General features: G+C 70.4%; 19 protein-coding genes, 3 pseudogenes and 1 riboswitch. Of the genes and pseudogenes, 13 read left to right on the top strand and 9 right to left on the bottom strand.

All coding sequences use genetic code 11. The features are described 5' to 3' along the window. Positions 1-2: 2 nt before the first annotated feature. On the bottom strand, positions 3-956 hold the full coding sequence (locus AC3IYJ_RS37435; RefSeq protein ID WP_489398970.1) for an alpha/beta hydrolase family protein: 954 nt from the start codon (positions 954-956) through the stop codon (positions 3-5). A gap of 149 nt (positions 957-1,105) precedes the next feature. Here AC3IYJ_RS37435 and AC3IYJ_RS37430 point away from each other — a divergent pair, with 149 nt between their 5' ends. Beyond that, a complete protein-coding gene (locus AC3IYJ_RS37430; protein ID WP_489398969.1) occupies positions 1,106-1,702 on the top strand; it encodes a TetR/AcrR family transcriptional regulator in 597 nt (198 codons plus the stop codon). A 48-nt stretch (positions 1,703-1,750) separates the two neighbouring features. Here the strand turns inward: AC3IYJ_RS37430 and AC3IYJ_RS37425 are convergent, their stop codons facing one another. Next, positions 1,751-2,164 (bottom strand): hypothetical protein, encoded by a 414-nt coding sequence (locus tag AC3IYJ_RS37425; protein WP_489398968.1) that lies wholly within the window; start codon positions 2,162-2,164, stop codon positions 1,751-1,753. A gap of 3 nt (positions 2,165-2,167) precedes the next feature. After that, positions 2,168-2,797 carry a TetR/AcrR family transcriptional regulator gene (locus AC3IYJ_RS37420; RefSeq protein WP_489398967.1) on the bottom strand — a complete coding sequence of 210 codons (630 nt, stop codon included), beginning with the start codon at positions 2,795-2,797 and terminating at the stop codon, positions 2,168-2,170. Between the two features lie 196 nt (positions 2,798-2,993). Here AC3IYJ_RS37420 and AC3IYJ_RS37415 point away from each other — a divergent pair, with 196 nt between their 5' ends. Then, positions 2,994-4,457, top strand: a complete 1,464-nt coding sequence (locus AC3IYJ_RS37415; RefSeq protein ID WP_489398966.1) for an MFS transporter — start codon at positions 2,994-2,996, stop codon at positions 4,455-4,457. Positions 4,458-4,530: 73 nt separating this feature from the next. Here the strand turns inward: AC3IYJ_RS37415 and AC3IYJ_RS37410 are convergent, their stop codons facing one another. Then, positions 4,531-6,087, bottom strand: a complete 1,557-nt coding sequence (locus tag AC3IYJ_RS37410) for a serine/threonine-protein kinase (protein ID WP_489398965.1) — start codon at positions 6,085-6,087, stop codon at positions 4,531-4,533. 299 nt (positions 6,088-6,386) lie between these two features. On the opposite strand from AC3IYJ_RS37410, the gene AC3IYJ_RS37405 reads away from it, so the two are divergent. Both AC3IYJ_RS37405 and AC3IYJ_RS37400 read left to right on the top strand, forming a co-directional pair. Next, positions 6,387-8,432, top strand: coding sequence for a calcium-binding protein (locus tag AC3IYJ_RS37405; protein ID WP_489398964.1), 2,046 nt, complete (start codon positions 6,387-6,389; stop codon positions 8,430-8,432). A gap of 117 nt (positions 8,433-8,549) precedes the next feature. After that, on the top strand, positions 8,550-9,005 hold the full coding sequence (locus AC3IYJ_RS37400; RefSeq protein WP_489398963.1) for an RpiB/LacA/LacB family sugar-phosphate isomerase: 456 nt from the start codon (positions 8,550-8,552) through the stop codon (positions 9,003-9,005). A gap of 10 nt (positions 9,006-9,015) precedes the next feature. Here the strand turns inward: AC3IYJ_RS37400 and AC3IYJ_RS37395 are convergent, their stop codons facing one another. Next, positions 9,016-10,164, bottom strand: coding sequence for a glycoside hydrolase family 12 protein (locus AC3IYJ_RS37395; protein ID WP_489398962.1), 1,149 nt, complete (start codon positions 10,162-10,164; stop codon positions 9,016-9,018). A 518-nt stretch (positions 10,165-10,682) separates the two neighbouring features. Here AC3IYJ_RS37395 and AC3IYJ_RS37390 point away from each other — a divergent pair. Continuing rightward, a complete protein-coding gene (locus tag AC3IYJ_RS37390; protein ID WP_489398961.1) occupies positions 10,683-12,518 on the top strand; it encodes a glycoside hydrolase family 6 protein in 1,836 nt (611 codons plus the stop codon). A gap of 208 nt (positions 12,519-12,726) precedes the next feature. Beyond that, positions 12,727-13,128: a hypothetical protein gene (locus AC3IYJ_RS37385; RefSeq protein WP_489398960.1), complete on the top strand. Its 402-nt coding sequence runs from the start codon at positions 12,727-12,729 to the stop codon at positions 13,126-13,128. Here AC3IYJ_RS37385 and AC3IYJ_RS37380 read toward each other — a convergent pair. Further along, a pseudogene (locus tag AC3IYJ_RS37380) lies at positions 13,119-13,319 on the bottom strand (hypothetical protein); the annotation flags it as partial. The gene AC3IYJ_RS37385 and the pseudogene AC3IYJ_RS37380 sit on opposite strands and share 10 nt — an antisense overlap. A gap of 38 nt (positions 13,320-13,357) precedes the next feature. Here AC3IYJ_RS37380 and AC3IYJ_RS37375 point away from each other — a divergent pair. Further along, positions 13,358-13,831 carry a hypothetical protein gene (locus tag AC3IYJ_RS37375; protein ID WP_489398959.1) on the top strand — a complete coding sequence of 158 codons (474 nt, stop codon included), beginning with the start codon at positions 13,358-13,360 and terminating at the stop codon, positions 13,829-13,831. Between the two features lie 52 nt (positions 13,832-13,883). On the opposite strand, the pseudogene AC3IYJ_RS37370 reads toward AC3IYJ_RS37375, so the two are convergent. From AC3IYJ_RS37370 to AC3IYJ_RS37360, 3 genes and pseudogenes are all read right to left on the bottom strand, one after another. Then, positions 13,884-14,213: pseudogene (locus AC3IYJ_RS37370) on the bottom strand (transposase); the annotation flags it as partial. Between the two features lie 45 nt (positions 14,214-14,258). Beyond that, the gene (locus AC3IYJ_RS37365; RefSeq protein WP_489398958.1) at positions 14,259-14,699 is read right to left on the bottom strand and encodes a GNAT family N-acetyltransferase; all 441 of its coding nucleotides are present in this window, start codon (positions 14,697-14,699) and stop codon (positions 14,259-14,261) included. Between the two features lie 131 nt (positions 14,700-14,830). After that, complete coding sequence (locus AC3IYJ_RS37360) at positions 14,831-15,910, bottom strand: LacI family DNA-binding transcriptional regulator (RefSeq protein ID WP_489403042.1); 1,080 nt, start codon at positions 15,908-15,910, stop codon at positions 14,831-14,833. A 452-nt stretch (positions 15,911-16,362) separates the two neighbouring features. Here AC3IYJ_RS37360 and AC3IYJ_RS37355 point away from each other — a divergent pair, with 452 nt between their 5' ends. From AC3IYJ_RS37355 to AC3IYJ_RS37330, 6 genes and pseudogenes are all read left to right on the top strand, one after another. Next, on the top strand, positions 16,363-17,712 hold the full coding sequence (locus tag AC3IYJ_RS37355; protein WP_489398957.1) for an ABC transporter substrate-binding protein: 1,350 nt from the start codon (positions 16,363-16,365) through the stop codon (positions 17,710-17,712). Positions 17,713-17,803: 91 nt separating this feature from the next. Further along, complete coding sequence (locus tag AC3IYJ_RS37350; protein WP_489398956.1) at positions 17,804-18,886, top strand: carbohydrate ABC transporter permease; 1,083 nt, start codon at positions 17,804-17,806, stop codon at positions 18,884-18,886. Positions 18,887-18,890: 4 nt separating this feature from the next. Then, complete coding sequence (locus tag AC3IYJ_RS37345) at positions 18,891-19,814, top strand: carbohydrate ABC transporter permease (protein WP_489398955.1); 924 nt, start codon at positions 18,891-18,893, stop codon at positions 19,812-19,814. Positions 19,815-19,905: 91 nt separating this feature from the next. Continuing rightward, on the top strand, positions 19,906-21,348 hold the full coding sequence (locus AC3IYJ_RS37340; protein WP_489398954.1) for a GH1 family beta-glucosidase: 1,443 nt from the start codon (positions 19,906-19,908) through the stop codon (positions 21,346-21,348). A gap of 134 nt (positions 21,349-21,482) precedes the next feature. Continuing rightward, positions 21,483-21,887 carry an FKBP-type peptidyl-prolyl cis-trans isomerase gene (locus AC3IYJ_RS37335; RefSeq protein ID WP_489398953.1) on the top strand — a complete coding sequence of 135 codons (405 nt, stop codon included), beginning with the start codon at positions 21,483-21,485 and terminating at the stop codon, positions 21,885-21,887. 132 nt (positions 21,888-22,019) lie between these two features. Further along, a riboswitch (cobalamin riboswitch) is annotated at positions 22,020-22,190 on the top strand. Positions 22,191-22,379: 189 nt separating this feature from the next. Continuing rightward, positions 22,380-22,979, top strand: a pseudogene (locus AC3IYJ_RS37330) (aldehyde dehydrogenase family protein); the annotation flags it as partial. Between the last annotated feature and the right edge of the window lie 32 nt (positions 22,980-23,011).

Raw genomic sequence — 23,011 nt, 5'->3', positions numbered from 1 at the left:
AGCTACTTCGATTCGATGCGGCCCACCGCGTCGGCGCCGGCCGTCAGGGCGTCGCGGGCCGTCCGCCAGGCGTGGTCGTCGAGGTGGAGCTCGGTGGCAAGGTAGGCCGCGGTGAGGTGGCCGAGGGCGGCGACGCGCTCGGGGTTCTCGTCGGTGGTCTCGGCGGCGTCGTATCCCGCGATGCCGCCCAGGCCGTGTTCCGCGTCGAAGAGGGTGAGCAGGCTCTTGGGGCCGGGGGCGAGGGTGTAGGGGTCGACGTGCCAGTCCGGGCCCATGTCGGTGAAGTGCCGGGAGTCGTCCTTGTCTCCCGCGACGACCAGCGCGGGAGTGACCATCGTGGAGAAGTCGACGGTCCGGAATTCCGGCATCTGCTCGATCCTGGACGCGTGGATGACATCGCCGCGGCCCGGTGCGGCGAGCACCACGCCCGCCTTGATCCGGGGCTCCAGAAGACTCACCGTCTCTCCCGTGCCGGGGTCGGTGATCCGGGCGCCGAGCAGCAGGTTGGCGGTGAAGCCGCCGAGCGAGTGCCCGGCGACCGCGATCCTTTCGTGGTCGATGCGCCCGGCGAGGTACGGAACCACGTCTTCGATCACGTCGAGCCGGTCGATGACGTGCGTCATGTCCTCGGCGCGAGAGCGCCAGAAGAGGGGCGCGCCGGGCGCGTCCGCGAGCTGGTGGGCCAGCGTCCTGGAGGAGAGGTGGGTGGGCTGGACGACGACGAACCCGGCCGCGGCCCAGAGACCCGCGATCGGGGCGTAGCCGTTCAGCGAGGAGAGGTTGTTCGAGCCCCCGTGGCCGTGGGAGAGCAGGATCACGGGCAGGCCCGTTCCGGTGGCGGGCGCGGTGACGCGGACCTGGAGGTCCACGGGCCGCCCGGGCACGGACAGTACGACCGGGCTGAAGGACATCACCGGGGCGGGCGAGGTGGCGAGGGAGGCAGCGGATGCGTTCATGACGGGATCCTTTCCGGGGCCCCGCCGCCCGGTGAATGGGCAAGGCGGTCCGGGGCGGGCCGCGTAGGCTACCTTTAAGTGGAGCGCGGCTCCATTTAGTATGTGGAGCGCTGCTCCGCTTTGTCAACCGGTGTCGGAAGGAACGCACCATGCCCGCCGAGAACCCCGCCGGAACACCGCCGGCCAGGAGCAAGCGCTCCGACGCCCTGCGCAATCAGCAGGCGGTGCTCACCGCAGCCGCCAAGGTGTTCCTCACCTCCGGAGTCGACGCGCCGATCCGGGAGATCTCGGCCGAGGCGGGCGTCGGGATGGCCACCATCTACCGGCACTTCCCGACCCGGGCCGACCTCGTGACCGCCGTCTACAACCACCAGATCGAAGCGCTCGCCGAGGCCGGCCCCACCCTGCTGGCCGCTGCCGGGACCCCGTACGACGCTCTGAGCCGGTGGATCGACCTCTTCGTCGACTTCCTCGTCACCAAGCACGGCCTCGCCGACGCCCTGCAGTCCGACAGCGACCGCTTCGCCGACCTGCACGCCCACTTCCTCAACCGCCTTGCACCCGTCGCCGCCCAACTGGTCGACGCCGCGGTCGCCGGCGGCGACATCCAACCCGGCACGCAGTCCTACGAACTCATGCGCGGCATCGGCAACCTCTGCATCGGGCGCGACAGCGACCCCCGCTACGACCCCCGCCGACTGATCGCACTGCTCCTGAGGGGACTCCGCCAACCCGCCTCGCCCTGACGCCCGGAACTCCCGGCCACGGCAGCCGCGCGGGTCGGGCCTCGCCGATCACTCAGGCAGCGGGTCCCGATTCGTAGCCGGTCGGTCCGCGACGGCGGTTCCGGCGGGCCAGGTGCCGTGTTCGACGAGGTGGGCCACGGCCTTGCCGGCGGAGTCGAAGTCGACGGTGTCCTGGTCCGCGTAGCTGTCGGACTGCCCGTTGGACAGTACGTACCCGCCGGAGGAGCCTTCGGCGCGGGGGTCCACGAGGTGCGTGCCCGGGTCGCCTTCCGCGTTCAGCAGCATCACCATCGCGCGTTCACCATTGGTGACAACGCCCAGGAGCCGCCCCGTGTCGCTCTCGAACCAGGTCTCCGGGTTGCCCCAGTCCCATCGGTGCCGAAGCAAGTACCGGGCCTCGTCCCCGGAGTAGGTGCGGCCGACAGAGCCCCGCAGGTGCCAACGGTCATTGATGGTCCGCACGGCTCAGCCACTCACCGGGGGTTGCGGCCTGCGCAGGAGCGGGGGTGCCGGGTTGGGCAGGGGGCTGGCCGCCGTGGGGTTGAGGCCGTCCAGGACCAGGGTCATGTAGCGCCGCCAGCCGTCCTCGGCCGGATCCATGGTCCACAGCACGCTGACCAGCATGCTCATGATCCGCTTCAGATCGTCGGGCACGAGGTCGCCGCGGATCACCCCGGCCTGCTGACCCCGCGTCACCAGCGGGTCGAGCGCGTCGAAGAAGCGGGCGCTGATCTCCGCGGAGAACACGCCGGCGTTGCGGGCCGCCGTCAGCACGTGATGTTCGTCGGCCGCCGACGTCAGCGCGGCTTCGATCACGACGGTCAGTCCGCGGCGCGGGTCCTCGTCGGCGAGTGCGCGATCGACGGCGGGCAGGACGTCCTGGGTGAACTGCTGGTCGAGTACTGCTCGAAGGAGGGCGGCCTTGTCCGGGAAGCGGCGGAAGAGGGTGGCGATCCCCACGCCGGCCCGCCGGGCGATCTCGTCGAGCGGTGCGTCGGGCCCCGCCTCGGCATATACGTCGCGCGCTGCCCTGACGATCTTCTCGATGTTGCGCGCGGCGTCGGCTCGCAGAGGTTTGGGGGTGTCGGTCGGCACGCTGCCGACAATAGCAACTGATAGTCGACGATCGGATCCGGTTGACATGCCGTGCACCCCGAACTGATAGTTGACTACTGCTTGTGGTGTGCACCGACCGCGCACATCCACTCGCTGCCGGACAGTCCCCTCCGTACCTCGCGCACCCGCGCCGTCCGGCCGGCCGGGCCTTCGACCTACGCCTCTAGGACTTTCCATGCCACAGTCCCCCACGGCCGCCACCCACACGGGCAAGGTGATCGCGACGCTCGCACTCGCGGGGGTCGCCGCGGCAGTCATGCAGACCTTGGTCACTCCGCTGCTGACCGACCTGCCGCGCATCCTCCACACCTCCCACTCCAACGCCGCCTGGGTCGTGACCGCCACCCTGCTCGTCGCGGGCGTGTGCGTCCCCATCAGCGGGCGGCTCGGCGACATGGTCGGCAAGCGCCGCATGCTCCTGGCCTGTTGTGTGCCGCTGATCGCCGGATCGGTGGTGTGCGCCCTGTCCGTCGGCGTCGTCCCGATGATCGTGGGGCGCGGCCTGCAAGGCATCGGCATGGGCATGATCCCGCTGGGCATCGCCCTGCTCCGCGACATCCTCCCGGCCGAGAAACTCAGTTCCTCCATCGCCCTGGTGAGCGCCTCCATGGGCATCGGCGGCGGCATAGGCCTGCCGCTCTCCGCCGCCGTCGCGCAGTACGCGAACTGGCGCTTCCTGTTCTGGGGAGCCGCGGCGCTCGCGACCGTCGTCGCCGTCATGATCGTGGCCTTCGTACCGGCCATCCCCGCCGGCGCCAGGGGCCAGCGCTTCGACGTGGTCGGCGCGCTGGGCCTGGCGGCTGGCCTGGTGTGCCTGCTGCTCTCCGTGTCGAAGGGGGCCGACTGGGGCTGGGGCTCCGCCACCACCCTCGGTCTGATCTCCGCCGCCGTCGTGGTCCTCGCCGCCTGGGGGTGGTTCGAATGGCGCACCACGGACCCGCTCGTCGACCTGCGCACCACGGTTCGTCCGCGCGTCCTGCTGACCAACCTCGCCTCGGTCTTCATCGGCTTCGGGATGTACGCGAGCATGCTGGTGGTCCCGCAGCTGCTCCAGTTCCCCGAATCCACCGGCTACGGCCTGGGCCAGTCGATGATGGCGGCCGGGATGTGGATGCTCCCCGGCGGGCTGATGATGATGGCCGTCTCCCCCCTCGGGGGCAGGCTCACCAATGCCCGCGGGCCCAAGGTCACGCTCGTCTGCGGGGCGCTCGTGCTGGCCGCGGGCTACGGCGTGGCGCTCCTGCTGGCCTCGACCGCCGTAGGGCTGATGGCCGCCGCCATGGTCATCAACAGTGGCGTCGCCCTCGCCTACGGAGCCATGCCCGCCCTGGTCATGAGCGCGGTGCCGCCGGCGGAGACCGGCGCCGCGAACGGTTTCAACGCCCTCATGCGCTCCTTGGGCACCTCCTTCGGCGCCGCCGTCGTCGGTGTCGTCCTGGCCAGGATGACCACCACGGCCGACGGCATCACCTTCACCTCCGAAACCGGCTTCCGGACCGGCCTGCTGATGGGCGGCGGCTTCGCCCTGCTGTCCGGGGCCGTCGCCGCCCTCATCCCGGCGCCCCGGCCGCAGCGCCTCGAACTGCGGGAGTCCTCGGGCCCCTCGGCCGAGACCGCCCACACCTCCGTCGGCAAGTAGCGTCCCGCTCGACGAGGTACGGCCCCTCTGCCACCGGGTCGACCGGCAGCTGCGCGGCGGCCGGCCCCGGGGTTCAGCGGCTACGGGTCAGGGTGGCGGGGGCGCCCGCCGACTGGGCCCCTTCCGCCTCCAGGGTCAGCCGGTCGGGCTCCGGCATGGTCAGCACGTAGAGATTGCCCTTGGGGCACTCGATGGTGGCCGCGGGGTCGGTCGGATGGCTGGTCGCCGCCGCGAAGACCGCCCTGCCCCCGGACATCTGCCGCAGTTCCAGGGCCTCCGTGCACCCCAGGTTCCGTCCGGTGGCGGTTTCCTTCACCTCGCTGACCTGCCGGCCCACGAGGTCGCCCACTCTCCCCTTGTTCAACGTGACCGTGACCGAGAACCGGCCCGTCCTCGCCCGGGAGACTCCGTCCGCGTCCGGCGTCCCGGGCCCGACGCCGGTCCACGTACCGATCCACGAATCCGGCACCGCCGCCGCGTGCGGGGCAGTGGAACCGTCTCCGCCAGTACCCCCGGATCCACCCCAGGGAACCTTGATCGCGAGCACGACGGCAGCGGCGAGGACCACCGCGCCGGCGGCCGCGCCCAACACCAGGGGCCGATGCCGCAGCCCGCCGCCGACGGGGTGGCTCGGCAAAGTTCCCGGAGCCGCCCGAGGGGGCGCCGACGTCATCCCGACGGACAGGGCGGGCGGTTGCGGCGGGGCGGGCGGAAGAGCGGGCGGATGGGAGGCGGCCAGGGTCCGACGCAGTTCGGTCTCCCGGAGGCCTACGTCCGCCACCAGGGCCGACGGCAGGGCCTCGCTCCACTGCTCCGCCGCGGCACCGACCCCCGCCAGCACCTCCTCGGCGGTCGGGCGCCGCTCCGGCTCCTTGGCGAGGCACTCCCCCAGCAGGGGTACGAGCCCCTGCGGAACGCCTTCGAGGCGGGGCTCCTCGTGCACGATCCGGTAGAGGAGGCCGGGGAGTTCCAGCTCCTCGCCGGGGGCCAGGAAGGGGCTTCGGCCGGTCGCCGCGTACACGAGCACCGCGGCGAGCGAGAAGACGTCGGCGGGCGCTTCGGCCACGGCTCCGATCGCCTGCTCCGGCGCGAGGTAGCCGGGCGTACCCATGACCGCGCCCGTCTGGGTGTAGCGCGGGTCGCGCACGGCGCGGGCGATGCCGAAGTCGATGAGGAAGGGCCGCTCCGGACCGAGCAGCACGTTCGCCGGTTTGATGTCCCGGTGGACCACACCCGCCGCCCGTACGGCCACGAGCGCGGCCGACAGTTCCCGGGCCAGGCACCACACGGCCGGCGTGGCCAGCGTCCCGTGCCGGCGCACCCAGTCGGCCAGCGACGGCGCGGCGACGTACTCCGTCGCCAGCCACTGCGGGGACGCCCCGGGAGCGCTGAAGTCCACCACCGAGACCGTCCACGCGGAGCGCACACGGTCGTTGGCGCGTATCTCCCGGGCGAAGCGGTCGGCGAAGTCCGGATCCCGGCTCAGGTCCCGGTGGACGGTCTTCAGGGCCAGCGGCCGGCCGGATGCCGTCCGGGCCAGGAACACCTCGCCCATCCCGCCCTCGCCGAGCCGTGCCAGCAGTCGGTACCCGCCGATCTCCGGCGGATCACCGGGTCGCAACGGCTCCACCAACTCCCCCTGTCTCCACAACTGTTGACCGGAGACGCGGTGCGCCGATCAGCCGGTGGGATCACCCTAACCCCTGGCCGCACCGCGGCCGCCCGGCCGGGTCCGGCCCCCAGCGGCGGGTGCGACCGCGCGGGGTCCAGAGCGCGACCGCTGCCCGCGCGCTCCCCCGCCGGGGTGGTTCCCAGGGGGCCAGTGGGCGCAGTACGGCACGTCTCGTTGGGCCGGGTACGGCACCGGCGCGAGGCTGTGCGCTGCCCACCGCACGCTACGACGCCGCGAAGACGGAGGTCCGTACGCCCATGACCCGTACACCCCCCAGACCAGCCCACCGACGCCGCAGGCCCGGCGGGAGGGCCGGGACGCTGGCCGCGCTCGGGCTCGTACTCGTACTGGCACTGCCCGGGACCGCGCTGGCGGCCCCCGGAGACCTCGATCCCGGCTTCGGGCCCGACGGCCGGGTGACCACCGCCTTCCCCGGGAGCGCCGAAGGCCACGACATCGCGCGACAGGCCGACGGGAAGCTGATCGTGGCGGGCGGCTCGACCGACGTCGGCTTCGCGCTCGCCCGATACAACACCAACGGCAGCCCCGACACCACCTTCGGCGGCGACGGCACGGTGACCGACGACTTCGGCGGCGGCAGCCACATCGCCAACGCGGTGGCGGTCCAGCCCTCGGACGGGAAGATCGTCGTGGCGGGGACCACCGAGGTGATCGCGGAGGAGGGCGGCGGGTGCTGCTTCTTCTCGGTGGCCCGTTACAACACCGACGGCAGCCCCGACACGGACTTCGGCAACGGCGGCGTGGTGCGGGTCGAGGAGTTCGGCGGGTCCGCGGACGGCGCGGACGTGGCGGTGCAGCCCGACGGCAGGATCATCGCCGCGGGCAAGGGAGGCGGCGGCGGTTTCGCGCTGGTCCGCCTCAACTCCAACGGCACTCTGGACCCGAGTCTCGGGGGTGACGGCGCGGTGGTCGCGGGCTTCACTCCCGGCTCGCCCCAGGACGCCGGAGGCATCGCCCGCGCAATGGCGCTCCAGCCGGACGGCAAGATCCTCGCGGTCGGCTACGTGGGCAACACCGCCTTCGACATCGGCGTGGCCCGCTACCTTCCCAACGGCAGCCTCGACACCACCTTCAGCGGTGACGGCATGGTGACCGCCGACTTCGGAGGCACCGAGTTCGGCAACGCCGTGGCGGTGCAGCCGGACGGCAAGATCCTCGCCGCGGGCTCCGGCGGCGCGGGCTTCGCCCTCCTGCGCTACAACGCCAACGGCAGCCCCGACACCGGCTTCGGCACGGGCGGGCGCACCTCGGTCAACTTCCCCGGTGACGGCGGAACCGCGTCCGCCATGGCGCTCCAGCAGAACGGCAAGATCGTCCTCGCCGGCCGGGCCGACGACCCGAACAGTTCCGAGGCCAACGACTTCGGCCTGGCCCGCTTCAACACCAACGGCACCGTGGACACCGGCTTCGGCGGCGACGGCTTCGTGGTCACCGGATTCGGGGACTTCGACGAGGCCCGCGGGGTGCTCGTACAGCCGGACGGCAAGATCGTCGCGGCCGGGTACGGGGCGGGCTACGCCTTCGCGCTCGCCCGCTACGACGGCGGCGACGGGGCGCCGCCACCGCCGCCGGCCTCCGCGAACCTGTCGGTGACGCAGACGGGCACGGCGACCGTGAGCATCAGCGACCGCGCCACGTACACGGTGACGGTCTCCAACTCCCCGGCCTCCACCGCCACCGCGACCGGGGTCACGCTGTCCGACACGCTCGCCGGAACCGGCGCGACCCTCGTCTCGGCCGCTCCCGCGCAGGGCACCTGCACGACCACGGCTACCGGCGCCAACTGCGCCCTCGGCTCCCTGGCCCCGGGCGCGAGCACCACGGTCACGGTGACGGCCGAGCCCAGGGCCACCGGCACGCTGACGAACACGACGGGCGTCAGCGCGACCCAGCCCGACCCGGTCACCGCGAACAACACGGCCACCGCGACCACCTCGGTGAACAACTCCCGCGGCTGCACGATCATCGGCACCAGCGGCGCCGACACCCTGAACGGCGGCTACTCCAACGACGTGATCTGCGCCCTCGGCGGCAACGACACCGTCCGCGCGAGCTACGGCAACGACACCGTCTACGGAGGCTACGGCAACGACAACATCGACGGCGGCTTCGGCGACGACACCCTGAACGGCGGCCCGGGCAACGACACCCTGACCGGCTACTACGGCAACGACCGCCTCACCACCACCGACGGCGTCTCCGGCAACGACACCGCCAACGGCGGCAGCGGCACCGACACCTGCACCACCGACACGGGCGACATCCGGATCAGCTGCCCCTGATCCACCCCTGATCAGGGGCAGCTGATCACCCCCTGATCCGCCCTTCCACCAGGAGCCGTCGCCGCCCCCGCGGCGGCGGCTCCCGCGCGCTCGACGTACTCGGTCTAGTCTCGGGGCATGCGGATCTCCGTTTCCTCGGACATGGACGAACCAGTGGCTCGCGCGCTCCTCGGGCTGCTGCGCGACCGCGGACACGACGTGGTGACGTACGGGGCGCTGCGGCCCGGCGACGATCCGCAGTGGGCCGCCTGCTCGGAGGCGGCGGCCCGCGAGGTCGCCGCGGGCAACGCCGACCAGGCCGTCGTGTGCTGCTGGACCGGTACGGGCGCCTCGATTGCCGCGAACAAGGTGCCCGGAGTACGGGCGGCCCTGTGCACGGACGCCTACACGGCGGACGGTGCGCGCCGCTGGAACGACGCCAACGTGCTCGCGCTCAGCCTGCGCCTCACCTCGGAACCGCTCCTCAAGGAGATCCTCGACGCCTGGTTCACCGCCGAGGCGAGCGCGGACCCCGAGGACCGGGAGAACCTGGCGCGCCTCGAACGGCTCGACGACACCCGGACCACGCCCTGAACGAAGGCGGTCACGCGACGTCGCAGGCGCTGCCGTTCAGGCTGAAGGCGGAGGGCTTGGCGAAGGCGCCGCCGTAGGTGCCCTGGAAGCCGAAGGACGCCCGGCCGCCGGCGGCGATCTCCGCGTTGTATCCCAGGTCGGCGGCCGTGACCGCGCCCGACGACGGGGAGACGTTGGCGTTCCAGGCGTTGGTGATCTGCTGCCCTGAGGGCAGGGTGAAGGCGAGTTTCCAGTTGGTCACCCTGGAGGCACCGGTGTTGGTGACGGTGATGTCGGTGGTGAAGCCTCCCTGCCAGACGTTCGGCGCGTAGGTCACCTTGCAGGCCGTGGGACCTCCGGGGGTTCCCGGGTCGGTGCCGCCGCCCGGGTCACCGGTGGAGCCGGTGTCGACCGTGGAGGAGAACGAGGTCACGGCGAGGCCGGTGCCGTTCTGCCAGGGCTCGAAGCCCGCCTGCACGCTCGTCAGGTACCAGCTGCTCTGCGCCAGCCCACGGGAGACGGCCTGCTGGACGAAGTCCATGACGTCGAAGGTCCAGCTGGTGATCGCCGCCGGGGCCACGAACGACAGCACGTCGTTCGAGCCGTTGTTGCCGGACCACACCTCCCACTGGCGACCGGCCACGGTGGCGGTGCCGGCCGGGGAGCCCACGGGCTGGATCGGTCCGGCCTTGTTCAGCCACACCATGATCTCCGTCCGGCTCACGCCGTCGGTGCGGGGCGTGGGGTCGAGCCAGATGTCGTATGCGGCGTCGTACGCCCCGTCGTTCACATAGCCGTACGAGATGCTGGTGGGCGCGGTGGACACCGTACGGAGCTGGGCGGGGAGGTTCGTGCCGGGCGAGCAGTTGGTGTAGTGGCAGCCGTTGTACACGGACGGGTAGGACTTCGGGGCGCCGTTCGTGGGAACCGACCCGTCGGCCCGGGTGATCCTGAACCCCGAGTCGGTGACGGCGATGCACTGGGTGTCGCCGGTGCCCCAGCGGTTGTTCTGGACGGTGTAGCGGCCCTGGATCGTCGCCGACCCGAACTTTTCGCAGATCGTGGTGTCGGCGTGCGAAGCCGACGCGGCCGTGAGCAGGGCGGCCGTCGAGACGAGGGCGGTGAGCAGTGCGCCCAGCAGGCTTCGCGCACCGCGGGAAGAGCGCGGTAAGGATCGCATACGAATTCCTCTTCGGAGTGGGGGGACTTCAGGCTGTTCGCGCGTGGGAAGAGCGGTTGCGCACAAGCTCCGAACCAGTGGGAGCGCTCCCACTGTGCAGACGGGACGTGACGGCGTCAAGACGCGTGAAGAGTCGAATGCATTCCCCGAGGAATTTACTCAACCCCTCTTTTGCTTGGCGCCAGTTGTCGCTACGGTCTGGCCCCAACCAGTGGGAGCGCTTCCACAATTGGCGCGTCGTCAGAGCACGACCTCGCCGCGAGGGCTCGCTCAGGCGACATCCCCGCGTCTGTCGGCGCCACTCGGCGGAGCAGCACTCACCTTGCTCGACGGCGACACCTGTCCGAACGGCGTCGACCGCGTCCCTCTCCGGTTCGGCGCCTGCGCCCTCTCGTATCCCGGCCGAGCCTGGAGCACCTCGAACCGCCCCTCCAGGCAGGCCCGGACCGCACATCCACCGCATTCGGCACCGGGCTGCGCGATCGCCTGCGCACCCTGAACTGAAAGGCACCCACGCGATGAGCCGCACCATCCCACGCCACATCCCACGCACCCTCCCACGCACCCTCCCGCGCGCCCTCCCCCGCACCGTCCCCCGCACCGCCCTGCTGGCGGCCCTCACCCTCGTCACGGCCGCCGGCGCAACCGCCACCGTGTTCGGCACCACCACCGCCGGCGCCGCCACCGCCGGCTGCAAGGTCGAGTACCAGATCACCAACCAGTGGAACACCGGCTTCGGCGCCAACGTGGTCATCACCAACACCGGTGACCCGGTCGCCTCCTGGACCCTGGAGTGGTCCTACGCGAACGGCCAGCAGGTCACCCAGGGCTGGAACGCCACGATCACCCAGTCCGGGGCGGCGGTGACCGCCAAGAGCATGTCCTACAACGGGTCCCTGGCGACCGGCGGTTCGACGTCCTTCGGCTTCAACGGTTCGCACACCGGCACGAACGCCGTCCCCGCGACGTTCAAGCTCAACGGCGTGACCTGCAACGGCGCCCCGGACCCGACCCAGCCACCCACTACTCCCCCGACCACTCCCCCAACGACCCCACCCACCACACCGCCCACGACCCCACCCACGACACCGCCGCCGTCGGGCGGCAGGGCCGACAACCCATACGCCGGCGCCAAGTTCTACGTGAACCCCGAGTGGTCCGCCAAGGCCGCCGCCGAACCCGGTGGCTCCCGGGTGGCCAACCAGCCCACCGGCGTCTGGCTCGACCGCATCGCGGCCGTCACGGGATCGAGCGGCTCGATGGGGCTGCGCGCCCACCTGGACGCGGCCCTGGCACAGAAGGGCAGCGGCGAGATGGTCGTCCAGCTGGTGATCTACAACCTGCCCGGACGGGACTGCGCCGCGCTCGCCTCCAACGGCGAACTGGGCCCCACCGAGATCGACAAGTACAAGACGCAGTACATCGACCCCATCGCCGCGATCCTCGCCGACTCCAAGTACGCGGGTCTGCGGATCGTCACCACCGTCGAGATCGACTCGTTGCCGAACCTGGTCACCAACGTCTCCGGACGCCCGACGGGCACCGCCAACTGCGACGTGATGAAGACCAACGGCAACTACGTCAAGGGCGTCGGCTACGCCCTGAACAAGCTGGGCTCGATCGCCAACGTCTACAACTACGTGGACGCGGGTCACCACGGCTGGCTCGGCTGGGACGACAACCTGGGCCCCTCCGCCGAACTCTTCAAGCAGGCCGCCACCGCCGAGGGCTCCACCCTCTCCAAGGTCCACGGCTTCATCGTGAACACGGCCAACTACAGCGCCCTCAAGGAAGACAACTTCAAGATCGACGACTCGGTCAACGGCACTTCCGTCCGCCAGTCGAAGTGGGTCGACTGGAACCGCTACACCGACGAGCTCTCGTACGCCCAGGGCATGCGCGCCAAGCTGGTCTCCATCGGCTTCGACGCCAACATCGGCATGCTGATCGACACCTCCCGCAACGGCTGGGGCGGCACCGCCCGCCCGACCGGACCCGGCGCGCAGACCAGCGTGGACACCTACGTCAACGGCGGACGCTACGACCGGCGCATCCACCTCGGCAACTGGTGCAACCAGGCCAGCGCCGGCCTCGGCGAACGGCCGCAGGCCGCACCGGCGGCGGGCATCGACGCCTACGTCTGGATCAAGCCCCCGGGCGAGTCGGACGGGGCGAGCAAGGAGATCCCGAACGACGAGGGCAAGGGCTTCGACCGAATGTGCGACCCGACCTACACCGGCAACGCCCGCAACGGCAACAGCATGTCGGGCTCCCTCCCCGACGCACCGCTCTCGGGCCAGTGGTTCTCCGCCCAGTTCCAGGAGCTGATGAAGAACGCCTACCCGGCACTGTGACCCAGGCCGGGTAACGAGCCCGGAGCCCTACGGAAGCTTCCCCTCCCACAGGACTCCGGGCCTCGGCACACCACGTGGCACCAGGGCCTGTCGTCAAAGTGCCGTCGTCGCCCGAAGGACGACCCCGCGGCGTCCGGGGCGTGCCCTCGGCGTGCCGGGCGGAAGCTCTCGTACTGGACGTACCTGTGCTTTCGCCCGGTGCGGCGAGATGCGGCAGCGGGTTACCAACCGCCCCGAGCAAATCCGATGGCACCGACAGCCCGGCATCGAGCGGGCCACCGACGCCGGGCTCATCACGGTCGAGCTCGCCGTCGAACTCGACCGCAGCCGACTGCTGCGCGACAAGCCGACACAGGGCGCCGAGTCAAGTGCCTCCCTCCGCCCGATCCGGGCCGTCGCACTACTGCGTGCCGTCTTCGATGCCGTCTCCCTGCTCCCTCGCCCGCCGTCCGCGGCAGAGGCGACAGCCGCTGACGTAGGCGGAGCACAGCCCGAAGGCGGACTCGCCCGGCTGTGGGAGGACCACCTGCGGGCATTATTCCCCGACGGCTTCCGCGGCGTGAACTTCGACGGCGTCTCGGGTCGCTTGACTGTTTTGCCCACCTCGTAGCGGGTGGCGGGTCGCTGGTTCTTCGAGCCGAGGGGTCTGCCGGAGGAACGCCTGCCAGCACGACAAATGGTGTGGTCCCGGGTCGGGACCAGGGTGCCGTCCACGATCAGCACGGTGTCCTTGGCGAACCGCCTGCGGGACCGGAGCACAAGCATCCGCCCGAGGCGGTCGATGATGCGGTTCGCTACCGAGGCCCGTGAAGGGAGCTATCCGAGAAGGCTCCGACGCCGTGATCACAGCAGCCACCCGGCGATCATTTCAGTTGCCGATGCCGCTCGTTCTGGCCGATCCTGTCCACTTCGCAAGCGAGGAGGATCACGTGGGCTTGACCCTGTTCCCAGGAGACGGTGACAACAGCAGCCCGGACATTTCATGGTCCTGTGTTCGCTTCAACAGATTCCGGGAACGGCTCGCACAAGTCGAGGGGTTCGTCCTCCCTGAGATGTGGGGCTTCGGGGGCGACCGGCTGTGGAGCGATGTCTCCACCACTCTGAAGCCGCTCCTCGATCACCCGGATGTCGGTGGTGACGCGCTTTCGACTGCCGACTGCGATGCGATGCTGCCCCGCCTGAAATCGATCATCGGCCAGTGGCAGGAAGAGCCCGACGAACCGATCCTCCAGCAGCACATCCGGGACGCCAAACAGCTGACTGTCGTCCTACGCTTCTGCGTAGACGAGGACGTCGAACTCATCTTCGGCTGACGTTGAGAAGTGCCCAGACAGCCCAACCCCACCACGGCCGCAGTTACGAGACGGCCGCATGCTGATGGGCACGGCACACCTTGGAGTCGACGCGCAGGTCCCATACGATCGCACCCTCCGCGTCGGCCAGGGACTGGAGCCGGGTGAGGATCCGGCGCCAGGTGCCGTCCCGCTGCCATCGGCGGAACAAGTCGTGGACCCGGCCCCACGGCCCGTACTCGGCAGGCACGTCCCGCCACGGAACACCGGTCCGGACCCGGAAACGTATGCCGTCGATCAGGTGCCGCCGGGGCCGGATGGACGGCCTTCCCACCCTCACTCGCTTGGGGAGCAACGGCTCCAACACCGCCCACTGTGCATCTGTGAGATCTCCCCGCGCCATGAACCACGATCATTCATCACTCGAGATCCACTCTCGATACACGCCCTAGTCGGTCAGCGACTTGAACAAGTGCACGTCTGCGTGCCCGCCAGGGACGCCCGGCGTCCGGCCGGTCTCGACGAAGCCGTGGCGCTGGTAGAAGCCGGGAGCCTGGAAAGAGAAGGTGGAGACGGAGAGGTGATCGCAGCCACGCCGTCGTGCCTCGGCTTCGGCTGCCCCCAGGATCCTGCTGCCCCAACCGTCCTTGCGGCTGTCCTCGCGTACCCACAACAGCTCGATGCCGCAAAGGCCGCCCCAGGTCTCCGCGGTCAACCCACCGACCAGCGCACCTGCTTCATCGGTGACCTTGATCGAGAACGCGCCACGGTCGGGAGCACCCGTGGCGGCACTGTTGAAGGCGATCAGCTCTTCGGTCAATCGGTCGTCGAGCTCGGCGTCATGCTCGCCGATGGTCAGGGCCGGGCCGTCGCTGTGGTCAGTCGTCACGGCGCGGAGTATGCCAGTCGGCCTGGCCGCGGAGCATCTGATTACTCACCGCCCCGATCTGCTTCCGGCAGACGCCCCGGTTCCGGTACGGGGCCGGGCTTCCCCGGCGCCCGGCCCCGTACCGGAGCCGCTCAGGAGGAATCCCGTACGACCAGTTCCGTCGGGAGGACCCGGCGCGGCTCCTCGCCCTTCTCCGGCGCCGGCCCGGAATCGGCTGCGGACTCCTCCGCGATCTTCTGGAGCAGCAGCCTGGTCATCGTGCGGCCCATCTCCTCGATCGGCTGGCGCACGCTCGTCAGCGGCGGGTCCATCAGGCGGGCCACCGCGGAGTCGTCGACACCTACGAGGGCGACGTCCTCGGGGATCCGTCGCCCGGCCTCGCGCAGCACTCCGCGCGCGCCGGCCGCCATCACGTCGGAGGCGGCGAAGACCGCGTCCAGGCCGGGGTTGCGGGCCAGGAGCTCGCGCATCGCCAGCCGGCCGCCCTCCTCGGTGAAGTCCGCGGTCGCCACGAGCGATTCGTCGGGCTCGATTCCGGCCTCGGCGAGACCCGCGCGGTAGCCGCCCAGTCGGGCGCGGGCCACGTACATGTCGAGCGGGCCGCTGATGGTCGCGATCCTGGCGCGGCCCCGCCCCACCAGGTGGGCGACGGCCGCGCGTCCGGCGCCGATGTTGTCGGAGTCCACGTAGGCGACGGGTTCGGCTTCGGAGCGCCGTCCGTTCATGACGACCGGCAGCCCCAGCCGTGCGATCCGGTCGGGCAGCGGGTCGTCGCCGTGGACGGACGCCAGCAGGACGCCGTCGACCCGCTGGGCGGCCAGATAGTGTTCGAAGCGCTGCCGCTCGGCCTCGGTACGGACCAGGGTGAGCAGCAGCTGCTTGTCCGCTTCGGCGAGCTCGGCGCTGACCCCGCGGATCAGGTCCAGGAAGTAGGGCTCCGAGAACACCCTGGCCTCGGTCTCCGGAATCACCAGAGCGACCGCGTCGGTCCGGCTGCCGGCCAGTGTCCGGGCCGCCTGGTTGGGTACGTATCCGAGCTCCGCGACGGCTCGGGCCACGGCTTCCTTGGCCTGCTCGCTCACCCGCGGCGAGCCGTTGATGACCCGGGAGACCGTGCCCCGGCCGACGCCGGCCAGGGCCGCGACCTCCTCCAGGGTGGGCCTGCCGTTCTGCCGTCCGTTCACGACCCTCGAACTCCCCTCGTCCGCCATCGCACTCCGCGCCGGGCGCCGACCCGGCCAGCCGATCAGGTAAATCACGCAAGTCATGCACATCGTGCAAGTCGTGCCGGTCATGCACGTCGGGCAGGATGATGGGCCCCATCGCGCCGCGCGACACACGTTACCTCCACGCCCTATGGGAGCGCTCCCACATTATCCTCGATTCCCTGGATATGCCACGCCCACGTTCACAGCCTGACGACGCCGCACCCGAGGAACGGGGGCGGGCACACATCGCAGGCCGCCGTGTAATGAATTCGCGCTCGTCCCTTGACACCCGCTGCCGGCAGGCAGCAACCTTCCGGCAGCGACGTGGGAGCGCTCCCATTCAGGGGTGCGACAACGGCCTTCACACCAGGTCCGAGCGGGCCCTCGCCGAGCCGCGAACAGCCCGCCGGACCCCATGGCGCACAACGAGCACCACCTTGGACGAGGAGAGTGGAATGCGCACTTCCAGCAGCAGACCCGGACGCCGTACCGCCATCACCGCTGTCGCCACGGCCGTCGCCGTCGCGACCGGCGCGGCCTTGCTCACCGGCTGCGGCGGCGACAGCGGCAAGGAGGCGGGCGCGAAGAGCGGCGAGCAGATCACGCTGCGGATCGGGACCTTCGGTTCCTTCGGCTACGACAACACCACCGGGGCCAAGCTCTACGCCGAGTACGAGAAGGCCCACCCGAACATCAAGATCGAAGAGTCGAACGTCGCCGACGGCCAGAAGTACTGGGACACCCTCAAGCTGCGCCTCTCCCGCGACAGCGGTCTCGCGGACATCCAGGCCCTGGAGGTCGGCTACATCGCGGAGGCGACCGGCCCCGCCATGGCCGGCAAATGGGTGGATCTCGGCAAGACGGGCGGCGCGGACCTCGGCGCGTTCCTGGACTGGAAGGTCAAGCAGGCCACGACGGGTGACGGCAAGGTCATCGGCCTCGGCACGGACATCGGCCCGATGGCCATCTGCTACAACAAGGACCTCTTCGCCAAGGCCGGACTGCCGACCGACCGCACCGAGGTGGCCAAGCTCTGGGCGGGCGACTGGGCGAAGTTCATACAGACCGGCGAGACGTACAAGAAGAGCGCCCCCGAGGGGACCTCCTTCCACGACTCCGCGAGCGGTCTGTTCAACGCCGTGGTCTCCAGCGAGCCGGTCCAGTACGCCAACGCGAAGGGCGAGCTGGACTACCAGAACAGCCCCGGCGTCAAGAAGGCCTGGGACACCGCCGTGGCGGCGGCCAAGGGCGACCTGACCGCGAAGCTGCGCCAGTTCGACGAGAAGGGCACCTGGAACGCGGCCTTCAAGAACTCGAAGTTCGCCACCGTCGCCTGCCCGAGCTGGATGACGGGCATCATCAAGGAGCAGGCGGGCCCGGAGAACCAGGGGAAGTGGGACGTCGCCTCGCCGCCCGTGGCCGGGAACTGGGGCGGCTCGTTCCTCGCCGTTCCGAAATCGGGCAAGCACGCCAAGGAGGCGGCCGAGCTCGCCGCCTGGCTCACCGCTCCGGCCCAGCACGCCAAGGTCTTCGGCGTGAACGGCAACATCCCCTCCTCCAAGGACACGCTCACCTCCTCGGCGGTCCAGGACGCCAAGCTGCCCTACTTCGGCGACACCCCCATCGGCAAGATCTACTCGGAGGCCGCGGCCGGCATCACGCCCGCCCCGATCAGCCGCTGGGACGGCCAGGTGAAGACCTTCCTGACCGACAACGGGATCCTCGACATCGAGCAGCGCGGCACCGACCCGGCGAAGGCCTGGGAGAACGTCAAGAAGCTGGTCGACGACAAGATCGACAAGTAGCGGGGCCACGCGACGGGCCGCCGCCGACCCCGGCCCGCCGCGGGTCCGTACCACCGCACCACTGGACGCATCGACCTGGAAGGACGCCCCCGTGGCCACCTCCGTACGGGCGACGGGTGGCGGCTCCCCGCCGCCCGCAGCACCATCCCCGGGCCTCGGCATCGGACCCGGTTCTCACCAGCAGCGGCCCTCCGGCCGGAGCACCTGGCGCAGTACGCTCTACCGCCTGGACCTGAAGGCGGTCCCCTACGCCTTCGTCGCCCCCTTCTTCCTCACCTTCGCCGCCTTCGGGCTCTTCCCCCTGATCTACACGGGCTGGCTCTCCCTCCACCGGGTCGAACTCGGCGGCAGCGCCCAGTGGAAGGGGATGGAGAACTACACCTCCCTGGCGACCAGCGAGTTCTTCTGGAACGCCCTCGCCAACACCTTCACCATCGGTCTGATCTCGACCGTTCCGCAGCTGCTGATGGCCCTCGGCCTGGCGCACCTGCTCAACTACAAACTCCGCGGCCGGGGCTTCTTCCGCGTCGCGATCCTCGCCCCGTACGCCACCTCGATCGCGGCCGCCACCCTCGTCTTCGCCCAGCTCTTCAACACCGACTACGGCCTGATCAACACGGCGCTGGGCTGGTTCGGTTTCGACCCGGTCGCCTGGGAATCGTCCAAGTGGCCTGCTCAGATCGCGATTTCGGTGATCGTGACCTGGCGCTGGACGGGCTACAACACGCTCATCTATCTGGCGGCGATGCAGGCCGTGCCGCAGGACCTATACGAGGCCGCGGCGCTGGACGGGGCATCGCGGTGGCGGCAGTTCCTGAGCGTCACCATCCCCTCCATCCGGCCGACGATCCTCTTCACCGTCATCGTCTCGACCATTGGCGCCACCCAGCTCTTCGGCGAGCCGATGCTCTTCGGCGGCAGCGTCGGGATCAGCGGCGGCAGCGGGAACCAGTTCCAGACCCTGAGCCTGCTCATGTACGAGAAGGGGTGGGTGACCGGCGCGCTGGGCCAGGCCTCCGCCATCGCCTGGGTCATGCTGCTCATCCTCCTGCTCATCGGCGGCATCCAGGCCCTGATCACCCGCTCGAACCGCAACCGCAACCGCGACCTCAGGCGCGGCCGCCGCACCACCGGCGGCCCCGCCGGCCACATTCGCAAGAAGGCGGGGAGCTGAGCTCATGGCCCACGCACTCGACACGACAAAAGCAACAACAACAACGACCACGACCTCCACCGCCAAGGCGCCGCGCGCCGGCCGGTTCCGCCAGTCGGCGGGACGCCAGCACCACGCCGGACCGCTGACCTACGTACTGCTCGGGCTGGCGGCCCTCGTCTCCCTCTTTCCCCTGTACTGGAACCTCGTAGCCGCTTCCCACTCCGGCGAGCGTGTGGTCAAGGCGCCGGCTCCGCTGCTGCCCGGCCCCCGCCTCTTCGACAACCTCTCCTTCGCCTGGAACCAGGTCGACATGGGTGAGGCCCTGGTCAACACGACCGTCGTGGCCGGGCTCGTGGCCCTGTCCACCGTCCTGTTCTCCACCCTGGCCGGCTTCGCCTTCGCCAAACTGCCCTTCAAGGGCCGCGGCGCGCTGCTCACCCTCGTGGTGGCCACCATGACCATTCCGCCGCAGCTCAGCGTGATCCCGCTCTACCAGATCATCACCGACCTCGGCTGGGTCGATCAGCTCCAGTCCGTCGTACTGCCCTCGCTGGTGGCGGCCTTCGGCGTGTTCTTCATGCGCCAGTACCTCATCGAGGCCCTCCCGGTGGAGCTGGTGGAGGCGGCCCGGATGGACGGCGCCCACAGCCTGCGCATTGTCTGGCACGTGGTGTTCCCCGTGGCGCGGCCCGCAATGGCGGTGCTCGGAATGCTCGTCTTCGTGCAGGCCTGGAACGACTTCTTCTGGCCCTTCATCGCCCTGACCCCCGACGGGAACCCCACGCTCCAGGTCGCCCTGGCCGGCCTCGGCGCGGGCAACCACACGGTCGACCAGGCCGTCGTACTGACCGGGGCGCTCATCTCCACGCTGCCGTTGCTCCTGGTCTTCGCCGTACTCGGCAAGCACATCGTGGGTGGCATCACTGCCGGCGCCGTCAAGAACTGACCGGCCGACCAAGAACCGCCTCCTCCCCCTCTCTCCCCCTTCCCCCCTGTCCGCACCGCATCATCCAAGCTCGCGTTGGGAGCGCTCTCCTATGACCGCGTCCGAGACCCGGCCACTCACCACCGTCCGCACCTTCCCGCCCGGCTTCCTGTGGGGCACGGCCACCGCCGCGTACCAGATCGAGGGCGCCGCCCGCGAGGACGGCCGGACCCCGTCCATCTGGGACACCTTCTCCCACACCCCGGGCAAGGTGTTCGAGGGCCACACCGGGGACGTGGCCGTCGACCACTACCACCGGTTCCCCGAGGACGTCCGCCTGATGTCAGAACTGGGCCTGGGCGCCTACCGGTTCTCCGTCTCCTGGTCCCGGGTCCAGCCGACCGGCCGGGGGCCGGCCGTCCAGAAGGGCCTGGACTTCTACCGCCGGCTCGTCGACGAACTGCTGGCCGCCGGAATCGAACCCGCTCTCACCCTCTACCACTGGGACCTGCCACAGGAGTTGGAGGACGCGGGCGGCTGGCCCGAGCGCGCCATCGCCGAGCGGTTCGCCGAGTACGCGGGTATCGTGGCCGACGCCCTCGGCGACCGGGTGAAGCACTGGATCACCCTCAACGAGCCCTGGTGCAGCGCGTTCCTCGGCTACGGATCCGGCGTCCACGCGCCGGGCCGCACCGACCCGGTCGCCGCCCTGCGCGCGGCCCACCACCTCAACCTCGGCCACGGCCTCGCCGTGAAGGCCCTGCGGTCCGCACTGCCCGGCGACGCCCGGCTCGCAGTCTCCCTCAACCTCCACGAGGTCCGCCCCCTGACCCCGTCGCCCGAGGACCGGGACGCGGCCCGGCGCATCGACGCCGTGGGCAACCAGATCTGGCTCGGCCCCATGCTGGAGGGTGCCTACCCCCAGGACCTGCTGGCGGACACCGCCCACCTGACCGACTGGGCCTTCGTCCGGGACGGCGACGCCGCCACGATCCACCAGCCCCTGGACCTGCTCGCCGTCAACTACTACACCCCGACGGTCGTCTCGTACGCGGTGAAGGGCGCGGAGCGGCCGCAGGACGACGGTCACGGGAACAGCGCGTACTCGCCCTGGCCGGGAGCGGACCAGGTCGCCTTCCACCGTGCGCCGGGCGAGCGCACCGCGATGGGCTGGCCGGTGGACGCGGGCGCCCTGTACGACCTGCTGACCCGCACCGCCGCCCGCTATCCGGGCCTGCCGCTGGTCATCAGCGAGAACGGAGCCGCGTACGAGGACGAGGTCGGCCCGGACGGCACGGTCCACGACCCGGAGCGCGCCGCGTACGTCCACGCGCACCTCGATGCCGTACACCGGGCGATCTCCGACGGCGCGGACGTACGCGGCTACTTCCTGTGGTCCCTCCTCGACAACTTCGAGTGGTCCTACGGCTACGCCAAACGGTTCGGTGCGATCCACGTCGACTACGACACCCTGGAGCGCACGCCCAAGTCGAGCGCCCACTGGTACGCGGCCGTGGCACGCACGGGCGAGCTGCACGTTCCCGGTAGCGCATAGAGCCCTGCGGGTCGCTCCGGTTCACGGATTCCGCCGGCATCCTCGGTAGCGTGGCCATCTGCTGCATGGAGCGTCCATGTGTCCGGATGGTCCGTGCGCGGGCTTCCGGCGGAAAGTGATGAGGCGAGGCGGCCATGAGTGAACTGACGAAGCCCGAGGTCGATGTTCCGGAGGGTGATGCTCCTGCCGAGCTGACCGTCCGGGACCTGGTCGTCGGGGACGGGCCCGAGGTGAAGCCGGGGATGGTGGTCAGGGTCCACTACGTCGGGGTGACCTTCGCCTCCGGGAAGGAGTTCGACGCCTCCTGGGACCGCGGCGAGCCGTTCAAGTTCGCCCTGGGCAGCGGCAAGGTCATCAAGGGGTGGGACCGGGGGGTGAGGGGGATGAAGGTCGGCGGCCGGCGCGAGATCATCGTTCCCCCGCGGCTCGGCTACGGCAACCAGTCGCCCTCGCGGCTGATCCCGGCGGGCTCGACCCTCGTCTTCGTGGTCGACCTGATCGACTCGTATTCGAGCACGACCGGGTGGAGCAACTCCTAGCACCTCGACCTGCTTGATCTCCGCTCGGCCGTCGCGCTCGCGCCGGCCGACGTGCGCGCGGACCATGCGATTGAGCCAACTACGGGCGCGCCGACGCCGGGGGTGGACTTACTAGGACGTCCAACTATATGTTCGTGGGCAAAGGTCCGCGGTGCAGGGAAGCCGGTGAGAAACCGGCACGGTCCCGCCACTGTGACCGGGGAGTGTGCTGCCATCCACACGCCACTGACGAGGTCTGTCGGGAAGGCGGGCGGCACGCGGGGATCCGGGAGTCAGGATACCGGCCGCGGAACGTTCCGTGTTGTCCACGAGGATGGAGCAGACACGCATGGCACCGGTTTGTACCCACGACCCTGGTGATCCGGCGGAGCGCGCGCACCACCTTTCCGCGCGCTCGTAGTTCTCACGACCTTCCCCGCGGCGTGCCCCATCCGGCCCGTCCGCGGCTGCGTCGTGCCATCCCCGGATCCAACCTGACGAGAGCAGGCACCCATGGTCCGCGAGCTCACCCATTTCATCGGCGGCAAGCACACCACCGGCACCTCCGGCCTCTTCGCCGACGTGTACGACCCCAACACCGGCTCGGTACAGGCGCGCGTGCCGCTCGCCGGGCGCGTCGACACCGAGGCCGCCATCGAGAACGCGCAGGAGGCGCAGGCCGAGTGGGGCCAGTGGAACCCGCAGCGCCGTTCACGCGTACTGCTGCGCTTCCTGCAACTGGTCGAAGGGGAAAGGGACTCGATCGCTCGGCTGCTGTCCGCCGAGCACGGCAAGACCGTCGCCGACGCCCACGGCGACCTGCAACGCGGGCTGGAGGTGGTCGAGTTCGCCGCCGGGATTCCGCACCTCATCAAGGGCGAATTCAGCGACAACGTGAGCACCGGGATCGACGTGCACTCCCTGCGCACGCCGCTGGGCGTCGTCGCCGGGATCACCCCCTTCAACTTCCCCGCGATGATCCCCCTTTGGCAGGCCGCCCCCGCCCTGGCCTGCGGGAACTCCTTCGTCCTGAAGCCCTCCGAGCGCGATCCGTCCGTACCGCTGCGGCTGGCCGAGCTGTTCCTGGAGGCGGGCCTGCCGCCGGGCGTGCTCAGAAGTCATCTCATTTGGGCTTCGCGGGTAGA

This window comes from Streptomyces sp. GL_140 (assembly GCF_057834465.1).
This window is presented reverse-complemented; position numbering and strand designations above follow the sequence as displayed.

Excerpts from the sequence above, each read along its gene's own strand:
- AC3IYJ_RS37385 (WP_489398960.1), top strand. The coding sequence starts at position 12,727 with ATGCGGCAGCGGGTTACCAACCGCCCCGAGCAAATCCGATGGCACCGA.
- AC3IYJ_RS37395 (WP_489398962.1), bottom strand. The coding sequence starts at position 10,164 with ATGCGATCCTTACCGCGCTCTTCCCGCGGTGCGCGAAGCCTGCTGGGC.
- AC3IYJ_RS37340 (WP_489398954.1), top strand. The coding sequence starts at position 19,906 with ATGACCGCGTCCGAGACCCGGCCACTCACCACCGTCCGCACCTTCCCG.
- AC3IYJ_RS37355 (WP_489398957.1), top strand. The coding sequence starts at position 16,363 with ATGCGCACTTCCAGCAGCAGACCCGGACGCCGTACCGCCATCACCGCT.
- AC3IYJ_RS37390 (WP_489398961.1), top strand. The coding sequence starts at position 10,683 with ATGAGCCGCACCATCCCACGCCACATCCCACGCACCCTCCCACGCACC.
- AC3IYJ_RS37345 (WP_489398955.1), top strand. The coding sequence starts at position 18,891 with ATGGCCCACGCACTCGACACGACAAAAGCAACAACAACAACGACCACG.
- AC3IYJ_RS37435 (WP_489398970.1), bottom strand. The coding sequence starts at position 956 with ATGAACGCATCCGCTGCCTCCCTCGCCACCTCGCCCGCCCCGGTGATG.
- AC3IYJ_RS37415 (WP_489398966.1), top strand. The coding sequence starts at position 2,994 with ATGCCACAGTCCCCCACGGCCGCCACCCACACGGGCAAGGTGATCGCG.
- AC3IYJ_RS37360 (WP_489403042.1), bottom strand. The coding sequence starts at position 15,910 with ATGGCGGACGAGGGGAGTTCGAGGGTCGTGAACGGACGGCAGAACGGC.
- AC3IYJ_RS37405 (WP_489398964.1), top strand. The coding sequence starts at position 6,387 with ATGACCCGTACACCCCCCAGACCAGCCCACCGACGCCGCAGGCCCGGC.
- AC3IYJ_RS37400 (WP_489398963.1), top strand. The coding sequence starts at position 8,550 with ATGCGGATCTCCGTTTCCTCGGACATGGACGAACCAGTGGCTCGCGCG.
- AC3IYJ_RS37430 (WP_489398969.1), top strand. The coding sequence starts at position 1,106 with ATGCCCGCCGAGAACCCCGCCGGAACACCGCCGGCCAGGAGCAAGCGC.
- AC3IYJ_RS37335 (WP_489398953.1), top strand. The coding sequence starts at position 21,483 with ATGAGTGAACTGACGAAGCCCGAGGTCGATGTTCCGGAGGGTGATGCT.